The following is a 17317-nucleotide window of genomic DNA, read 5'->3' on the forward strand; positions in this document are numbered from 1 at the left end:
CTAGTGATTTGGGGCGGGCAGCCTGTCCGCCACGCCCGCGAGGTTAATGCGGATTGCTTTGAGCGGAAGGATGAAATTTAATCCGACATCAACGAAGGGTAAGCCAGTTCTGCCGCGTTGGGGCACAAAACGGGGAGCGCAGCGATGTACCGTCCGGGCGATGACGAAAATGCCATGCCAGCTACCGAGCACGCGGAGAGCCCGCAGCCGGAGGCGACTCCGGAACCTTCCCTTCCCGGCATCAGGCCTGTAGCGGCGAGCGCGCTGGCTCTTGCGGCCGCAGCCTGCGGCGGGGGCGGCTCCGGCGGTGGCGGAGGCGGCGGCACCGGCGGCGGCGGTCCGCCGGTTGCCACTGTGCGCAAACCCCAGAACGATGCCGAGGCCGCGCGGTTTCTCCTCCAGGCCTCGCTCTCGGTCTCGACCGGCGCGATCACCGAACTGCGCAGCGAAGGCTACGGGCCGTGGCTCGACCGCCAGTTCGCCGCGAACAACGACCAGACCGGCGCCGAATTCCTGTCGGCACGCGGGTTCGACCAGGTGACCGCCGCCCAGTTCTACAACGGCACCATCACCGGCGACTACATGATCTGGTCGCAGCTGCTGACGGGCGGCAATGCGGTGCGCAAGCGCATCGCCTTTGCCCTGTCCGAGTTCTTCGTCGTCTCGCTGACCGGCATCGACATGGTGTGGCGTGCCCCCGGGATCGCTGCCTATTGGGACACGCTCAACGCCCGCGCCTTCGGCAATTTTCGTGATCTCCTGCAGGACATCACGCTCAACCCGGCGATGGGCGTGTTCCTCAACACCCGCGGCAACCGCCGCGCCGACAGCTCGGGCCGGGTGCCGGACGAAAACTATGCGCGCGAGGTGATGCAGCTGTTCACCATCGGCCTGTTCGAGCTCAACCAGGACGGTACGCTGCGGCTCAACGGCAGCAACCCGATCGAGACCTATATCAGCGCCGACGTGAGCAATCTGGCGCGGGTGTTCACCGGCTATGACTTCGACCTCGCCGGGCTCACCTTCACCACCGAAGTCGGCGGCACGCGGCAGATCATCGACCCGGCCTACACCCGCCGGGCGATGACGGCGGACCCCACCCGGTGGGTGCCGGCACGGACTACCGGTTTCCATTCGCCCGAGGCCAAGACCTTCCTCGGCCTCACCATCCCCGCCAACACCAGCGCGGCCGAAAGCCTGCGGCTGGCGCTCGACCATCTGTTCAACCACGCCAATGTCGGGCCGTTCTTCGCCAAGCAGATGATCCAGCGGTTGGTCACCAGCAATCCCTCGCCGGCCTATGTCGGGCGGGTGGCGGCGGTGTTCGCCAACAACGGGCAAGGGCGTCGCGGCGATCTGGCGGCAGTGTTCAAGGCGATCCTCACCGACGACGAGGCGCTCGACCCGGCCAACGTCAGCAATGCCAATTTCGGCAAGCTGCGCGAACCGGTACTGCGCTTCGTGCAGCTGGCGAGGACCTTCGGGGCGCGGTCGACCAGCGGCAACTGGCTGATCGGCGACCTCACCGATCCCGCCGGTGCGCTTGGCCAGAGCCCGCTGCGCTCGCCCTCTGTGTTCAACTTCTTCCGCCCGGGCTACTTTCCCGCCAACACTGAAATCGCCAATCGGAGCCTGCTCGCGCCGGAATTCCAGCTGGTCAACGAAACCTCGACGGCTGGCTACATCAACTTCCTCGAACGCGCCGTGGCCGGCACCCGGTTCAGCGATATCACGATGGACTACTCCGCCGAAATCGCCATTGCGCAGGACTCAGCCGCCCTGCTCGACCGGCTCGATCTTTTGCTGACCGGCCGCCAGCTCAGTACGGCTGCGCGCGATACCATCCGCGCGGCGATGGAGGACGTGGCCATCACCGCGACCTCGAGCGATGCCGAAAAGCGGCGGCGGGTGCAGATCGGGGTCGCCCTGATCCTCGCCTCGACCGACTATCTGATCCAGAAATAACGGGGACGCGGGACATGTTCATCGGCAAGAGCATCGAGATCGAGCGGCGCGCGTTTCTGAAGCGGTCGGCCCAGCTGGCGATGATGGGGGGCGCGGCCTCCTATGCGCTGGACCTTGCGGGCCTTGCCGAAGCGGCAGCCTTCAGCAATTCGGGCGGCTACAAGGCGCTGGTCTGCGTGTTCCTCTATGGCGGGAACGATTACGGCAACACGCTGATCCCCTACGACAGCGCCAACTATGCGCGCTACCAGACGATTCGCGGCACGACGGGTTCCGAAGCAGCAAACGGCATCGCGCTCGCCCGCGCGGCGCTCGCCAATACCGTGCTGAGCCCGCCGCAGGGCCAGACCCTCACCGACAACATCACCTACGCGATCGCGCCGACCATGCCGCGCCTCAAGGCGCTCTACGATCAAGGGGCGATGGCGCCGCTGCTCAATGTCGGCCCGCTGATCCAGCCGCTGACCCGCGCGCAATACGACGCCAACAGCGTGCCGCGCCCGGCCAAGCTATTCTCGCACAATGACCAGCAATCGACCTGGCAAAGCTCGCAGCCCGAAGGTTCGCGCACCGGATGGGGCGGGCGAATGGGCGATCTGGCGCTGAGTTCGAACACCAATTCGATGTTCACCGCGATCAATGCCACCGGCAACGCGGTGTTCCTGAGCGGCCAGACGGCCGTGCCCTATCAGGTCTCCCCCTTAGGGGCGACGCTCTACAATCCGCTTCAGACCGGGCGGCTGTTCAATTCGACCGCTGCCTCGCAGGCGCTGGGCACCTTGCTGCGCAGCGGATCGGGCAATGTCTTTGCCGCCGATTACGCACGGGTCAACGACCGCTCGATCACCTACGGCGCCTTCGTCAACAACGCGCTCGCCAATGCGAATTTGACCACCAGCTTCGGAACCGGCAACCGCCTTGCCGACCAACTGCGCGTCGTGGCGCGCCTGATCGCCGCGCGCCAGAGCCTCGGGGTGACGCGCCAGGTGTTCCTGGTATCGCTGGGCGGGTTCGATCACCATGACGGACTGATCGGCTCGCATGATGCGCTGCTCGGCCAGGTCGATTTCGCGATGGACGCCTTCTACCGCGCAACGGTGGAGCTGGGCGTTGCGAACAACGTCACCACCTTCACCGCCTCCGATTTCGGGCGCACCCTGTCCTCCAACGGCGACGGGTCCGACCATGGCTGGGGCGCGCACCACTTCATCGTGGGCGGCGGGGTGCAGGGCGGCCGCTTCTACGGCCGCGCGCCGCAGGTTTCGGTGACCAGCACCGACCAGGTCGGGCAAGGCCGGCTGCTGCCGACAACCTCGGTCGACGAATTGTCGTCGACGCTGGCCCTCTGGTTCGGGGTCGCGCCGAGCGAGCTGCCGTCGGTGGCGCCCAATATCGGCCGCTTTGCGTCGCCCGATCTCGGTTTCATGAAGCCGGCGCAGACCACCCTTTCGGCGGCGCGCCCCTAGCGGACGATCTGTGCCCCCTTGATGACCGCTGAGACGCGCTCCAGCACGGCGATCTCGGCGAGCGGATTGCCCTCCACCGCGATCATGTCGGCGAGATAGCCGGGGGCGATCCGGCCCAGTTCGGCATCGCGGCCAAGGACCCGCGCCGCGTTCACGGTCGCAGCCCAGATTGCCTGCAGCGGCGTCATGCCGTTCGCGACCATGTAGCGGAACTGGCGCGCGTTCAGGCCGTGCGGAAAGACTCCGGCATCGGTGCCGTAGGCGAGCGGCACGCCCAATTCGACCGCGCGGCGGAAAGCGTCGCGCTGGACCTGCGTGGTCTCGCGGTTCTTGCGCAGATATTCTTCCGGCCAGCCCTCGGCGCTGCCGACTGTATCGATGTAGTCGCCGTTATAAATGTCCATCACCAGCCAGACGCCCTTTTCGCGCGCGAGCAGCAAGCCCTCTTCGTCGATCAGGCTGGCGTGCTCGATGCTGCGGACGCCTGCGCGGATCGCGGCCTTGATCCCTTCGGCACCGTGGGCATGCGCGGTGGCGAAGGACCCGCGCGCCTTGGCCACTTCGATGGCAGCGCGCATCTCGGCTTCGGTCAGCTCGGGCTCGCCCGGCTCGGTTCCGATCGCCAGCACCGCGCCGGTCGCCATCAGCTTGAGGAAATCGACGCCGTTATCGAACAAGTATGCCGCCCGCGCGGCGGCCTCCCCCGGGCTGGAGAGCACGCCCAGACGCATGTCGGCGGGGAGCTGGTCGTTGGGGACCACCCCGTTCAATTCGCCCCCGCCGCCCGGGTGGGTGAGATAGGCCCCGGCAACGAACATCCGCGGGCCCGGCACCAGCCCCCTGTCGATCGCGTTGCGCAAGGCGACGTCGGTGAGCCCGCGATAGGTGCCGACATCGCGCACCGTGGTGAAGCCTGCCTCGAGCGTCAGGCGCGCATTGCGCGCGCCGATCAGCACCGTTTCGACCGGCGAGGTTTTGAGCGGGTCCGACAGGTCGGCGCTGCTGCCGGTGTCGGAGAGGTGGGTGTGGAGATCGATAAGCCCGGGCAGCACCGTATAGGCTGACCAGTCCACGCGCGTCGTGCCCTCGGGGATGGCGGCGCAGGTCTCGATCCGCACAATGCGCTCGCCGTCGGTGAGGATGCACTGGCCGGTCAGCATCTCGCCGCTTTTCACATCGAGCAGCCGGCCTGCCGCGATGTAGAGCCCCTCGGCGAGCACAGGCGACGGCGCGGCCAGCGCCAGCAGAGCGGCGGCGGCGGCGACCGTCCTCACTTGGAGGAAAGCTCCGTCAGCAGCAGCCGGTAATATGCGAGGCTCTTGCCGATGTTTCCGATCGGCACGCGTTCATCGAGGCCGTGGGAGAAATCGTCGCTTTCGCGCATGAAGGTGCCGCTTGCTCCGTAGCTGGGCACGCCGAGCGCGCGGTACCACATCGAATCCGAGGCGCCGGAAGATTGCGCGGCGATCACGGGGACCTCCCCGAAAGCGCCGCGGATGGCGCGCGTAGCGGCCCCGACGAACACCTCGTCATAGGGGGAAGCGGGCGAGGCGGTGGTGTATTCGGGATCGATCTGGCGGATGGTCAGCGCCGGCTCGGCGGCGACAGCCTTGAGCTCGGCCATCACCTCTTCGGGAGAATGGCCGGGGAAGATGCGGCAGTTGACGAAAGCGGTCGCGCGCTGGGGCAAGGCATTGAGCCCGTGCCCGGCGCTTGCCATCGTCGGCACGCAGGTCGTCGCGATCTTGCCGACCGTGGCCGGGTTGCCGCGCAGCACCGCGATCGCGGCCTTGTCGGCGGGGTCCTTCGCGAAGGCCCGCATTGCCGAGGCGAGCAGCGGGTCGGAGACGAAATCGGCGGCCTTGACGAAGTAATCGCGGGTGATGTCGTTCACTTCCGGCGTGAAGTGATGCGCGCCGATCCGGGTCAGCGCGCCCGAGAGCTGGACGATGGCGTTCTCGGCACGCGGGGCCGAGCTGTGGCCGCCCGGATTGGTCACTTCCAGCGCGAAATCGGCATAGGTCTTCTCGGCGCCCTGCCAGCTCCAGTAGGCGGGCTCGCCGCTTGCCTCTTCGAGCGCGCCCGAGGCGCCGTCGACATTGAGCACCAGCCGGGCGCCCTTCAGCTTTTCGGCGATGATCCGGGAGGTGATCATCGTCGTCTCCTCGTCGCCCGAGAAGGCGAGCACGATGCTGCGTTCGGGTACGAAGCCCCCCTTGCGCAGCTCCATCACCGCGACCATCGCCTGCACGGAATCGAATTTGGTGTCGCTCGCCCCGCGCCCGTAGAGATAGCCGTTCTCGACCACCGGCGTGAAGGGATCGCGCTTCCAGTCCTCGGGCTTGGCGTCGACCACGTCCATGTGCGCGGAGATGACGATGGGGCCTAATGCCGGGTTCTTCCCCTTCCAGGTGGCGATGAAATAGGCGGTGTCGTCCACGGGCACGATTGCGATCTCGGCCGCCTTCCAGCCGGCATCGATCAGCGCCGTGCGGAAGAGCTCGGCGACCTTGCCGGTCTGGTTGCCCTCGCCCCGCACCGAGCGCAGCGCGATGGCCTGGCTCGAGAGGTCGACGACCTGCCTTTCGGCCGGGGTCGTCTGGGCCAGCGCCGGGCCGCAAAGGGCAGCCGCCAGAAGACCGGACAGCAAGAGTTTGGCGCGCATCGACAGGTCCCCCGTTGGTCGTAAGGTGGGCAGGCTATGGCAATCGTCGGCCTGCGGCAACCGCGTCGCCTAGACTGCGGAAAAGCGTCGGAAGCTGCCGCCGTCGGCGAGCACCTCGTGCGCGCAATTGTGCCCCGGAGCGCCGGTCACGCCGCCGCCCGGGTGATTGCCCGCGCCGCACATGTAGAGCCCCTTCACCGGCCCGCGATAGGCCCCGTTGCCGAGCACCGGCCGCGCGCTCCACAGCTGGTCGAGGCTCATGTGGCCGTGCATGATGTCCCCGCCGACCAGCCCGAACTTGCGGTAAAGCCCCTTGGGGCTCAGCACCTGCCGCCCGAGGATCGAGGCGCGGAAGCCCGGCGCGTGGGCTTCGACCGTGTCGATGATGGTGTCGGCGGCGGCGTCTTCCTCGTCGTCCCAGTCACGCCCGTCGGGCAGCTCGGGAGCGAATTGCTGGCAGAACAGGCTGGCGACGTGCTGGCCCGGAGGGGCGAGGCTGTCATCCACTGTCGAGGGGATCAGCATCTCGACGATCGGCCGCTTCGACCAGCCATGCCCCTTGGCGTCGAGGAACGCCTTGTCCATGTAATCGAGCGTCGGCGCGATGATGATGCCGCTCTGGTGATGCTCGCCGGGTTCGGGCAGGCAGGTGAAGCGCGGCAGCTCGGAGAGCGCCACGTTCATGCGGAAGGTGCCCCCACCCGCCTTGTAACCGCGCATCCGGCGGCGGAAATCTGCGGGCTGATGCTGCTCGGCGAGCATCTTCCCGTAAAGCAGCTTCGGCCCGACATTGGCGATCACGCGCTTGGCCGCGATCTCCTCGCCGCTTTCGAGCTTCACGCCCGCGACGGTGTCGCCATCGACCAGCACCTCGGCGACCGGAGCCTCGAGGCTGATCTCGACCCCCGCCTTGCGGCACACCTCGGCCATGATCTGGGTGATCGTGCCCATCCCGCCGATGCAGTGGCCCCAGGCGCCCTTCTTGCCGTTCACCTCGCCGAAGACGTGGTGGAGCAGCACGTAGGCGCTCCCCGGCGTGTCCGGGCTGGCATAGTTGCCGACCACCGCGTCGAAGCCGAAAGCGGCCTTCACCGCCTCGCTCTCGAACCATTGGCCGAGGAAGCTGGTGGCGGACTTGACGAACAGGTCGAGGACATCGCGCTTGGCCTCGAGGCCGAGCTTGGACAGGCCCCAGCCCTGCGATGCGCCCGCAATCAGCGTGCGCAGGCCCTCGCCGACATTGGGCGGGGACTTGAGCGCGAGGCTGCGCAGCACTTCGGCGACGCCCTCAAGCGCGTCGTAATAGGCGGGCAGCGTCGCCGCATCGGCCTTAGAGAACCGCGCAAACTCGGCCTGCGTCCGCTCCAGCCCGCCGCCCAGTTTCAGGTAGCCGCCATCCTCCTGCGGCAGGAAGTTGCTGATCGGCCGCTCGATCACGCGGTAGCCGTGCTCGGCGAGGCGCATGTCGCGGATCACCTTGGGCTGGAGCAGGCTGACGGTGTAGCTGGCCACCGAATTGCGGAAGCCCGGGTGGAATTCCTCGGTCACCGCCGCCCCGCCGACGATATCGCGCCGCTCGACAATCCGAACCTTCAATCCGGCCTGCGCAAGATAGAAGGCACAGGTGAGGCCATTGTGGCCCGCGCCGATGATCACGGCGTCGTATTTCTGGGTCATGCGCGGCGGCTCCATCCGGCTGCGGGTTGGCGTTCGAGGCGGGCCTCGGGGATCAGGTCGCGGATGCGGCGGCAGAAGTGGCGGAGGCACACCTCCTTGTCGCTCAGCGGACCCATAGAGAAACTGCGGCTCGCCATGCCCTGCTGGACGCGGGTGATGAGCGCGGTGTCCTCGGCATTGACCTGGCGGTTGATGCGCCAGTTGAGGTAGCGCGCGGCGCGCATCTCCCGCCTGTCGTCGGGCAGGACATAGCTGATCTCGCGGATCAGGCAGGTGGTGGGGCCGGTCGGCAGCCACTGCATGAAGTCGATCTGGTCGGGATAGATGTCGAAGGCGACATTGGGCCAGAGCTTGAAATAGAGCCAGAAGCGCTGCCTTTCTTCCGGCAGGTGCGGCACGGGCGGGAGCAGCTTCTGGTACATGCGTTCGGACCAGTTGGCGCTCTCCCGGTCGACCATCGCGCCCCACATGCGGTCGACATGCGCCTCGGCCTCGATCCCGTAGCCCTTGCCGAACAGGCGCGTCAGGCCCGGGTGGGCGACGGGGATGTGGAGGCCATCGGAATAGTTGTCGCCGACATTCTTCCAGTTCACTTCCCGAGGGCGCAGGGTGACGCGGCCGAGGGCTTCCAGTTCCTCGAAACGGTAGGGCGCCACCATCGCCTCGTAAGGTGCCATCTGCTGCGCCACGGCGGGCCCGCCGTCGTCCTGCAGGCGCACGAAGATGAAGCCGCGCCACACTTCGAGCTCGACCGCGACGAGGCCCGCTTGGCTGCGGTCGAGCGTCGGATAGCTGGCGCTGTCGGGGACGCCCGTGAGCGTGCCGTCGAGATCATAGGTCCAGGCGTGATAGGGGCACACCAGCTTCTTCGCACACCCGCTCGCCCCGTCGACGAGGCGCGAGCCGCGGTGGCGGCAGACATTGGTGAAGGCGCGCAGCACCGAATCCTGCCCGCGCACCACGATCACGCTCTCGCCGCAGTAGTCGAGCGTGTGCCAGTCGCCCGCAGCGGGAATGTCACTGGTGTGGCAGACCACCTGCCAGCTCGGGCGGAACACGCGGTCGAGCTCCACTGCATGGAATTCGGCATCGTGATAGGTCCAGCTCGGCAGGCTCCAGCCCTCGAGCGGATCGGTGTCGTGGACGGGCTGTGTTGCCATCTGCTTTTCCTTGCTTTACGTTCGTATAACAAGCAGAGAATGACCGCACAACCCGCCTTTACCCGCGCCGATCCCGACGCGCGCCGCCAGAGCCTGATCGAAGCGACCGCGCGCGTGCTCGCGGCGCGCGGTGCGGCGGGCGTCTCGGTGCGCACGATCTGCGCCGAGGCGGGCGTTTCGGCGGGGCTGCTGCGGCATTATTTCGTCAGCCTCTCCGAGGCGATTGCCGAGACCTATCGCTGGACTGGGGCGGAGATCGACCGGGCGCTGGAGGAGGCCGTGGCGGCGGCCGGCCCCAATCCGCGCGCGCGCCTGATCGCCTACCTCACCGCCAATTTCCGCCCGCCGATCGCCACTCCTGACCTCCTCGCCACCTATGTCGCCTTCTGGAGCCTCACCCGCAGCGATTCCGCCGTCGCGGCGGTGCGCGCCGAGGTTTACGGGAGCTTCCGCCATGCGCTGGAGGGGCTGCTCATCGCCTATCGCCCCGATCTCGCCGATGTGCGGGTGACCGCGGTAGCGCTTACCGCGCTGATCGACGGGCTGTGGCTCGAACTCTCGCTCGGGCAGGCGCCGTTCAGTGCCGAGGAAGCGGAGGCGCTTGCTGCGCAGTGGCTCGACGCGCTGACGGCCTAATCCGTCGCCCCTCGCTGCGCCCACAGGTAGAGCGGCACGCCCGCCGCCATCAGCGCGAGGCTCCATGCGCTCGCCTCAATCCCTGCGCCCCACAGCGTCCACAGCGCATAGCCCGCGCCCACCAGTGCAAAGCCGCGCGACACCCTCATCCGCCACGCCGCCAGCGCGCAGGCGAGGTAGAGCCACAAGGCCGCGCTGGTCGAAAGCAGCAGCACGAATTCGTAGATGCCCTGCATGTCCTTGCTGGCGTTGAAGATGAGGCAGAGCGTGGCGATCACGCTCGAGACCAGCAGCGCGCGGCGCGGGGTGCCGTGGCGGTCGGTCGCGGCGAACCAGCGCGGCAGCATGCCCCGCGCCGCCATCGCGCGCGGCAGCTCGCCTTGCAGCAGCACCCAGCCATTGATCGCGCCGACGCAGCTGACGATGGCGAAGAGCGTCACCAGCGCGGCCGGGCCGGGGCTCCAGTAGCGCTCGACGAAGGTGGCGAAGGGCGCAGGGCTGGTCGCCGCGACCGCCTCGGGCAACATCAGGGCAATGGCCGAGCATACCAGCAGATAGAGCACGCCCGTCAGACCGGTGCCCCACATCGTGGCGCGCGGCACGTTGACCGCGGGGTTCTCGACCCGCGCCGCGGCGATGCTCGCGCATTCGAAGCCGAGCAGCGCGAACAGCGTCAGCGCCGCCGCGCCGCGAAGATCCGTACCGTTGAGTTCGGCCATTACAAAGGGCCGGATCTCGCCCTCCCCGCTGCCGAGCACGACCGCTGCAATCACGATCACCGCCACCAGCGGAACGAGCTTCAGCAGCACCGTCACGATCTGGAAATTGCCCGCCGCCCGCACGCCGCCGAGGTTCACCAGCGTCATGGCCCAAACCAGCGCGATGGCGCACAGCGCCGGGGCCATGGGGGTGCTGCCGATCGCGGGGATGAAGGCCGAAAGGTAACTCACCGCCGCCACCGCGATCGAGACCACCGCGGTCCACACCGAGACCCAATAGACCCAGCCCACCAGAAAGGCCGGAATCTCGCCAAAGGCCTCTGCGACGAAGCCCGCCGGATCGCTCGCCCCCGGCCGCGCGCGGGTGAGCGCAGCGAGCACCCATGCCAGCACCAGCGTTCCGGCGGTGGTGACGATCCAGCCCGCCACCGCGTTCCAGCCGAAGGGGGCCAGGCTCGCCGGGAGCAGGAACACCCCCGATCCGATCATGTTGCCCATGACGAGGGCAATGGCAGCAAAAAGGCCGAGCTTGTGGCCCGGCCTTTCGCTTGTGTCGGACACTCGGGTCACAGGCTCAGAAATCGAAGCCGGCCTTGATCCCGATGATGCGCGGGCGAGTGATGACGTCGTAGAACGCCCCGCCGGTGTTGCTGATCCCGGTCGGATCGCCGCACACGGTCTCCACACACTGCACCCCGCTGTTGATCACCCCGTTCGAATTGAACAGGTTGGTGGCGTAGAGTTCGAAACGCAGGTTGTCCTTCTCCATGCCGATGCTGAAGTCGGCCACCGCATAGGGATCGAAGAAGCCCTTGATCGCGTTCTCTTCGGTGCGCAGGTCGCTGCGGCGGCGGCCGATGTAGGATACAGCGCCCTGCACGTGCGCATCCCAGCCGCCGACCGGAAATTCATAGCGGGCGATCGCGTTGCCCTTGAATTTCGCGGTGACCGGCAGCTGCGTGCCCGCAGGTGCAAGCAGCGCATTGATGCGCCCGTCACCGGGATTGAGCGTGCAATCGAAGGTCGGGTTGGCGATCCGGCAGAAGTCGCGCCGAATCGTCGCATCGTTGTAGCTGCCCGAAGCCGAGAGCGTCAGACCGCCTGCGCGGTAGGTGAGATCGGCTTCCACCCCCCTGATCCGGGCAATCCCGGCGTTGCGGATCTCGGTCAGCCCGTTGGCGCCCAGGAAGGACAACTGGATATCGTTCCAGTCCTCCTGATAGACCGCGCCGTTGAAGGTGACGTTGCCGAACTGCGTCTTCCAGCCGAGCTCGTAATTGTCGAGCGTGTCGGGCAGGTAAGGCGGCAACGTGCCGCGCCGGTTGACGCCGCCCGGACGGAAGCCCTGCGACCAGGTGGCATAAACGAGGATGTCGGGCGTGATCTTGTAGGTCGCATTGAGCTTGTAGATCGCGTCGGTATCAGAGGTGGTCTTGTCGAGGTTGGTGCAGGGCGAACCCGATACGATCGCCGGGCCGAAGCACGCCGCCTCGCCCGTGCGGCTCGAATAGCCGTCGCTGAAGCCGAAGAAGCCGGCAAGCGAGTTCTTGTAGTTATAAAGCCGCGCGCCCCCGGTAACTGTCAGCTGGTCGGTGATGTCGTAGCTCAGTTCGCCGAAGGCGGCATAGTCGCGGTCGACACGCTCCTGCCGGGTGAGCCAGATGTTGCTTTCCGTCCCTGTCACCGTGATCGCATCGGCGATGTTGTCGATGATGTAGTTCTGGGTGATCCGGTGATACTGGCGCTGCGCGAAAACGCCCCCGATGAAGCGCAGCGGCGCATCCTGCGGGCTCGAGATGCGCAGTTCCCCGAAGACGCGGCGGTAACGGTCGTTGCCCTGGATGTACTGGTTGGGATTGACCAGATTGCCGGCATTGTCGGTGAAATAAGCCCCATAGCCCGCCAGCGCATCGTAGAAATAGGCATAGTCGGAATAGTCCGACGCCGTATCGGTGGTACGCCACAGGTGGCCGGCGGCCGCGACGAGATCCCAGTTGCCGATCTTGCCTTCGATGGTCAGCGCGGCCTGGAGCCACTTGTCCTTCGAAAATTCGGGATTGTACTGCACGGTCTGGAGCGAGCGGGTGACGGCCGAGCTGCGCTCCTGCGCGAAGCTGCCGTCGGCGTTCTGGACCTGACCCATGACGGTCGGGCGCAGCGTCCAGCTGTCGTTCAGTTCGATCCCCAGCGCGAGCCGCGCACCATAGGTGTCGACATCGTTGTAATCGTCCTCGACCAGCGCGGCATTGTTCTGGGTTATGCCCGAGGAGGCGTAGGTGCGGCTGCCGGGGATGTTGTCGATGAAGCCGCCGTCGCGGCGATACCACGCCACCAGACGCACCGCCGCAGTGTCCGAGATCCTGGCATTGTAGAAGGCCTGCGCGATCCCGCCGAAATCGCCGCGGTTGACGCTGTTGAGCTCGAAGTCCGCGGCGCCGTAGCTGTCTTTGTAGTCGGGCGCATTGGTGACCATCTTGATGGTGCCTGCCATTGAGCTCGCCCCGTAGAGCGTGCCCTGCGGCCCGGCCAGCGCCTCGACCCGGGCAAGGTCATAGGCATGGATGTCGAGCGCGCCTTGAATGGTGGTGATCGGCATTTCATCGAGATAGATGCCGACCGTTGGCAGCGAGGCCGAGTGGTTGGCGTTCTCCCCGCTGGCAACGCCGCGGAAATAGACCTGGCTGAAGCCGGGGCCGCCGGTCTGCACCGTTACCGAAGGCAGGAACTTGGCGATGTCGCGCAGCTCGTTGATCTGCAAATCTTCAAGCGTCTCGGTTCCCAGCGCGGTGATCGCGATCGGCACGTCCTGAAGGTTCTGCGAGCGCTTCTGCGCGGTGACGATGATGACGTTTTCGTCCTTGTCATCGACAGTGTCCTGCGCGGCAAGCGGTGCAGCGACCGTCATCGCGGTGCCGGCAAGAAGCGATGCGGTGATAGCCCGCATCCTGTTGGTTTCCATGCGTATCAATGCCGCCTCCCTCTGGCAGTCTGTTCGATCCCCGCAACAAACCGCCACAGCAAGTGCCGCTTGCCAAGCGGTTGCTTATCTTCAAGGTCCGGAGGATGAACTTTGCTTGCGCGCTATGACAAATTTGTCACATCATTGCGCAGCGCGTCAGCGCGGCCGGTCGGCGTAGGTTTCGACCAGCTCGCCCAGCGCAGCGCGCAGCGGGCCAAGCCATTGGGCATAGGGCTCCCATTGCCCCATCCCGTCGCGGTTGATCGGCCGGCGGACCTGCTCGGACGAGGCGGTCCGCACCGCACGAGTGTTGCGGTGGAACTCCATGCACGCCTCCTCGAAGGGCAAGCCAAGATAGGCGAGCATCGCGCGCACCTCGCCTTCGGGATCGTCGAGCAGGCGCTCGTGGATCACTCGGTGGATGCGCCCCGGCAGCACGCGGTCGTAATGGTCCATCGCGCGCACGTAATCGGCGTAATAGCGACCGATGTGATCCAGCGAATAGGTGAAGGCCTGCCCCTTGGCGAAGTGCTGGCGGAAGTTGGAGAAGCAGCAGTCCAGCGGATTGCGCCGCGCGTCGATGATCTTCGCGTTGGGCAGGATCAGGTGGATCAGCCCGGCATAGCTCCAGTTGTTGGGCAGCTTGTCGATGTAGAAGGGCTTGCCGGTCTTGCGCTGGACACGGGTGCGCTCGAGGAATTCGGCGCCCAGTTCGGCGAAGCGCTCGGGCGGCATGGCCGCCACCGCCCCCGGCCAGTCGCGCGGATCACCGCCCGCCGCTTTCGACTCGCGCATGGCAATGGCGGGGATGTCGGGCAGCTCCATCGTGCCCTCGACCGCCGAATGGCTCGACAGGATCTGCTCGAGCAGCGTCGAGCCTGCGCGCGGCAGGCCGAGGATGAAGACCGGATCGGGCGCGGGATCGCCCACGCCCTGCCGCGCGGCGAGGAATTCGGGGGTGAGGACTTCTATCACCCGGTCGACCTGCCGCGTGGTGGTTTCGGGATCATAGGCCAGCTCGCGGCTGCGCAGGTCGTTGCCGGCGGCGTAGTGGCGGAAGCTGTCCGCCGCCGCCTTGCGGTCGCCGTAAGCCTTGCCGAGCGCAAAGTGGAGGTGGAAGGCGTCCTCGTCCGACACCTCGTCCGATACCTCTGCCGTCAGCGCGGCCTCCATCGCGGTTATGTCGGCGTCATCGAAGGTGACGGTCTTGAGGTTGGCAAGGCTCCACCACACCTCGCCCAGATGGGGCTCGGCCGCCAGCGCACGGCGGTATGCGGCGATGCTCTCCTCCAGCCGCCCGACGGTCTTGAGCAGGTGGCCGTAGCTCATCCACAGCTTGGCATGATCTGGGAAGGTTCCGGTCAGCTCGCCGTAGAGCGCCAGCGCCTCGTCATAATCCCCAATCCGCCCAAGCGTGGCGGCGAGCAGGTTGCGGCTGCTGACATTGGCCGGGTCCTGCGCCAGCACCGCTTCGAGCACCTCGCCCGCCTCGGCAAAGCGGTTCTGCTTGTAGAGCACGATGGCAAGGTTTGCTCGGGCCGCGGTAAAGCCGGGGGCCAGTTCGATCGCGCGGCGCAGCAGGCTTTCGGCATCCTTCAAGCGCCCGATCCGGCCGGCCAGCTCGGCCATCATGCGGATCGCGGCGACATCGGTCGGCTGGACGGCGAGGCGCTCGCGCAGTCCGGCCTCGGCGGCGGAGAGGTCATTGGCGAGCAGCGCCTGCGCGATGGCGATCATCCGCGGATCGTGCGCGGCAGCGCGGACCGCATCCATCTCCGCGCGCGCCGCCTCCTCGTCGCGCCCCAGCTGGCGCAGCAGGCGCCCGAGCATGCGGTGCGCCCCCGCGTCGGCGGGATTGCGCGCGGTGATGATGCGCAGCTCGGCAGCGGCGGCGGCAGGATCGCGGCGCGCCAGCTCGACGATGGGCGATACCTGTCTTGCCTCGCTCTTGCTCATGCGCGTGACGCGTATCATGCGCCTGCGCGAGTGGGTAGTGGCCTTGCCCTCGCCATCACCAAGCCGTAACCCGCCCCCGCCCACAGATCGGAGACTGCCCCCATGGAGACCCTGTCCGAAACCCGCAGCCACGGCGGCACGCAAGGCGTCTACCGCCATGCCTCCAGCGCGACCGGGACCGACATGACCTTCGCCGTCTTCGTCCCCGACCACGCCCCCGGCGAGCGGTTGCCGGTGCTGTGGTATCTCTCGGGCCTCACCTGCACCCATGCCAATGTGATGGAGAAGGGCGAATACCGCGCTGCTTGCGCCGCGCACCGCCTCATCCTCGTCGCCCCCGACACCTCGCCGCGGGGCGACGACGTGCCCGACGCGCCCGAGGAATACGACTTCGGCAAGGGCGCGGGCTTCTATGTCGATGCCACTGAAGAGCCGTGGGCACAGCACTACCGGATGCGTTCCTACATCGAGGACGAACTGCCCGCTCTGGTGGACGACAACTTCCCCGCCGACATGGCGCGGCAGGGGATCACCGGGCATTCGATGGGAGGGCACGGCGCGCTCACCATCGCCCTGCGCAACCCCGGCCGGTTCCGCTCGGTCAGCGCCTTCGCGCCGATCTGTGCGCCCGCGCAGGTGCTGTGGGGCGAGAAGGCGCTGGGCCGCTATCTGGGCGAGGACCGCACCGCGTGGGCGCAGCATGACGCGGTCGCCCTGATCGAATCCGGCGCGCGCCTGCCCGAGCTGCTGGTCGATCAGGGCAGCGCCGACAATTTCCTCGACAGCCAGCTACGCACCCCGCTGCTCGAGGCCGCCTGCGCCGCGGCCGGCATCCCGGCGACGATACGGATGCAGGAGGGGTACGACCACTCCTACTTCTTCATCTCGACCTTCATGGCCGAGCACGTCGCCTGGCATGCCGCGCGGCTTGGCGGCTGAGCCTTTGGGGGCGCCTCAGGCCCACAGCTTGGCGGAAAGCTCCGGCAGGGCGGCGGCATAGCGGGCGACATCCTCCATCTTGCCGGTGCTGACCCGCGAATAGCCGTTGAGCTTGCCATAGGCACCGCGGATCAGGATCCCCTTGCTTGCCATCGCATCGCGCAGCGCATTGGCATCGGGCACCTTCACGAAGACGAAATTGGTCTGCGAAGGCAGCGCCGTCAGCCCGGCCTTGGCGACCGCGGCGTTGATCATTTCGCGCCCTTCGAGCACGGCCGCGCGCGACTGCTCGAGGAACGGCGTGTCGTTGAGGCTGGCGATCGCCGCTGCGAGCCCGGCAAGGTTGCCGCCGAAGCTCATCTGGTGCGAACGGATCTTGGCCGCGTTCTCTTCGCTGGCGATGGCATAGCCGACGCGCAAGCCAGCCATGCCGTAGATCTTCGAGAAAGTGCGGCACACGATCACGTCGGCTCCGGCCTTGACGAGATCGATCATGGCATTGTCTTCGGGCTTGTCGGTCAGTTCGTTATAGGCCTCGTCCACCAGCACCGTCGCCTTGGGCGAGACCTTGCCGATGAAGGCGCGCAGGTCCGCGGAAGGGATCAGCATGCCGGTGGGGTTGTTGGGGTTGCAGATGTGGACCATCGACACCGTGTCGTCGAGCGCGGCGGCCATGCCGCCAAGGTCGACGCCCATGTCGGCCATCAGCGGCACGCGGATCGCCTTGATGCCCTGGCGCTCGGCATATTGGACGGTGGTGTCCCAGAACAGCTCGGGCGCAAGGATCGCGCCCTTGCGGCCCCATGCGAGCGCGGCGGCGCTCAGCACCTCGGTCGAACCTTCGCCGATCACCACCTGGGTCGGCTTCACGCCGAACCGCTCGGCGATCATCGCGGTCAGCTTGGCGTGGCCGCGGTCATTGTAATAGCAGCCCATCTTGGAGGTGTCGGCGATTGCGCGCAGCGCGCTCGGGGCCGGACCATAGGGGTTCTCGTTGCGGCTCAGCAGCGCCTGACCGAGCTTGGGCCCGAAATCGGGTTCCGCCGCTGCGGCCGCCGTAGCGGCGCTGAGGGTGGGGAGCGGAAGCGCGCCAAGTCCGGTGGCAACGCCTGCTCCGGCGAGGAAAGAACGGCGGTTGGTCAACATGAGGCAGGTCCTCTCTGCATGGGTGGACA

General features: G+C 67.0%; 12 protein-coding genes. 4 read left to right on the forward strand and 8 right to left on the reverse strand.

Annotation, left to right across the window (positions count from 1 at the left end; translation table 11 throughout):
- The first annotated feature begins 144 nt into the window (after nucleotides 1-144).
- Both AX708_RS12445 and AX708_RS12450 read left to right on the forward strand, forming a co-directional pair.
- Nucleotides 145-1965 carry a DUF1800 family protein gene (locus tag AX708_RS12445; protein WP_066531178.1) on the forward strand — a complete coding sequence of 607 codons (1821 nt, stop codon included), beginning with the start codon at nucleotides 145-147 and terminating at the stop codon, nucleotides 1963-1965.
- A gap of 14 nt (nucleotides 1966-1979) precedes the next feature.
- Nucleotides 1980-3431, forward strand: coding sequence for a DUF1501 domain-containing protein (locus tag AX708_RS12450; protein WP_066531179.1), 1452 nt, complete (start codon nucleotides 1980-1982; stop codon nucleotides 3429-3431).
- Here the strand turns inward: AX708_RS12450 and AX708_RS12455 are convergent.
- The 4 genes from AX708_RS12455 to AX708_RS12470 all read right to left on the reverse strand — a co-directional run bounded on the left by AX708_RS12455 (nucleotide 3428) and on the right by AX708_RS12470 (nucleotide 8933).
- On the reverse strand, nucleotides 3428-4705 hold the full coding sequence (locus tag AX708_RS12455; protein ID WP_082745644.1) for an amidohydrolase family protein: 1278 nt from the start codon (nucleotides 4703-4705) through the stop codon (nucleotides 3428-3430). The two genes, AX708_RS12450 and AX708_RS12455, sit on opposite strands and share 4 nt — an antisense overlap.
- Nucleotides 4702-6096 (reverse strand): M20/M25/M40 family metallo-hydrolase, encoded by a 1395-nt coding sequence (locus tag AX708_RS12460; protein ID WP_066531181.1) that lies wholly within the window; start codon nucleotides 6094-6096, stop codon nucleotides 4702-4704. Before AX708_RS12460 ends, AX708_RS12455 begins: the two co-directional genes overlap by 4 nt.
- 69 nt (nucleotides 6097-6165) lie before the next feature.
- Nucleotides 6166-7773 carry an NAD(P)/FAD-dependent oxidoreductase gene (locus AX708_RS12465; protein WP_066531334.1) on the reverse strand — a complete coding sequence of 536 codons (1608 nt, stop codon included), beginning with the start codon at nucleotides 7771-7773 and terminating at the stop codon, nucleotides 6166-6168.
- Nucleotides 7770-8933, reverse strand: coding sequence for an aromatic ring-hydroxylating dioxygenase subunit alpha (locus AX708_RS12470; protein ID WP_066531182.1), 1164 nt, complete (start codon nucleotides 8931-8933; stop codon nucleotides 7770-7772). Before AX708_RS12470 ends, AX708_RS12465 begins: the two co-directional genes overlap by 4 nt.
- Before the next feature lie 39 nt (nucleotides 8934-8972).
- Between AX708_RS12470 and AX708_RS12475 the strand changes: the two genes are divergently transcribed.
- The gene (locus AX708_RS12475) at nucleotides 8973-9569 is read left to right on the forward strand and encodes a TetR family transcriptional regulator C-terminal domain-containing protein (RefSeq protein ID WP_066531184.1); all 597 of its coding nucleotides are present in this window, start codon (nucleotides 8973-8975) and stop codon (nucleotides 9567-9569) included.
- Here AX708_RS12475 and AX708_RS12480 read toward each other — a convergent pair.
- The 3 genes from AX708_RS12480 to AX708_RS12490 all read right to left on the reverse strand — a co-directional run bounded on the left by AX708_RS12480 (nucleotide 9566) and on the right by AX708_RS12490 (nucleotide 15221).
- Nucleotides 9566-10849 carry an amino acid permease gene (locus tag AX708_RS12480; protein ID WP_066531187.1) on the reverse strand — a complete coding sequence of 428 codons (1284 nt, stop codon included), beginning with the start codon at nucleotides 10847-10849 and terminating at the stop codon, nucleotides 9566-9568. The two genes, AX708_RS12475 and AX708_RS12480, sit on opposite strands and share 4 nt — an antisense overlap.
- A gap of 13 nt (nucleotides 10850-10862) precedes the next feature.
- The gene (locus tag AX708_RS12485) at nucleotides 10863-13232 is read right to left on the reverse strand and encodes a TonB-dependent receptor (RefSeq protein WP_233999655.1); all 2370 of its coding nucleotides are present in this window, start codon (nucleotides 13230-13232) and stop codon (nucleotides 10863-10865) included.
- A 171-nt stretch (nucleotides 13233-13403) separates the two neighbouring features.
- Complete coding sequence (locus AX708_RS12490) at nucleotides 13404-15221, reverse strand: tetratricopeptide repeat-containing sulfotransferase family protein (protein ID WP_197426176.1); 1818 nt, start codon at nucleotides 15219-15221, stop codon at nucleotides 13404-13406.
- Between the two features lie 84 nt (nucleotides 15222-15305).
- On the opposite strand from AX708_RS12490, the gene fghA reads away from it, so the two are divergent.
- On the forward strand, nucleotides 15306-16142 hold the full coding sequence (gene fghA / locus AX708_RS12495) for an S-formylglutathione hydrolase (protein ID WP_066531193.1): 837 nt from the start codon (nucleotides 15306-15308) through the stop codon (nucleotides 16140-16142).
- 15 nt (nucleotides 16143-16157) lie between these two features.
- Here the strand turns inward: fghA and AX708_RS12500 are convergent, their stop codons facing one another.
- Complete coding sequence (locus AX708_RS12500; protein ID WP_066531194.1) at nucleotides 16158-17288, reverse strand: histidinol-phosphate transaminase; 1131 nt, start codon at nucleotides 17286-17288, stop codon at nucleotides 16158-16160.
- Nucleotides 17289-17317 lie beyond the last annotated feature (29 nt).

Source organism: Erythrobacter sp. CCH5-A1 (genome assembly GCF_001557115.1).
Taxonomy (GTDB): Bacteria; Pseudomonadota; Alphaproteobacteria; order Sphingomonadales; family Sphingomonadaceae; genus Erythrobacter.

Coding starts and splice junctions, on each gene's coding strand:
- AX708_RS12445 (WP_066531178.1), top strand. CDS start 145: ATGTACCGTCCGGGCGATGACGAAAATGCCATGCCAGCTACCGAGCAC.
- AX708_RS12450 (WP_066531179.1), top strand. CDS start 1,980: ATGTTCATCGGCAAGAGCATCGAGATCGAGCGGCGCGCGTTTCTGAAG.
- AX708_RS12460 (WP_066531181.1), bottom strand. CDS start 6,096: ATGCGCGCCAAACTCTTGCTGTCCGGTCTTCTGGCGGCTGCCCTTTGC.
- AX708_RS12465 (WP_066531334.1), bottom strand. CDS start 7,773: ATGACCCAGAAATACGACGCCGTGATCATCGGCGCGGGCCACAATGGC.
- AX708_RS12470 (WP_066531182.1), bottom strand. CDS start 8,933: ATGGCAACACAGCCCGTCCACGACACCGATCCGCTCGAGGGCTGGAGC.
- AX708_RS12475 (WP_066531184.1), top strand. CDS start 8,973: ATGACCGCACAACCCGCCTTTACCCGCGCCGATCCCGACGCGCGCCGC.
- AX708_RS12485 (WP_233999655.1), bottom strand. CDS start 13,232: ATGCGGGCTATCACCGCATCGCTTCTTGCCGGCACCGCGATGACGGTC.
- AX708_RS12490 (WP_197426176.1), bottom strand. CDS start 15,221: ATGATACGCGTCACGCGCATGAGCAAGAGCGAGGCAAGACAGGTATCG.
- fghA (WP_066531193.1), top strand. CDS start 15,306: ATGGAGACCCTGTCCGAAACCCGCAGCCACGGCGGCACGCAAGGCGTC.
- AX708_RS12500 (WP_066531194.1), bottom strand. CDS start 17,288: ATGTTGACCAACCGCCGTTCTTTCCTCGCCGGAGCAGGCGTTGCCACC.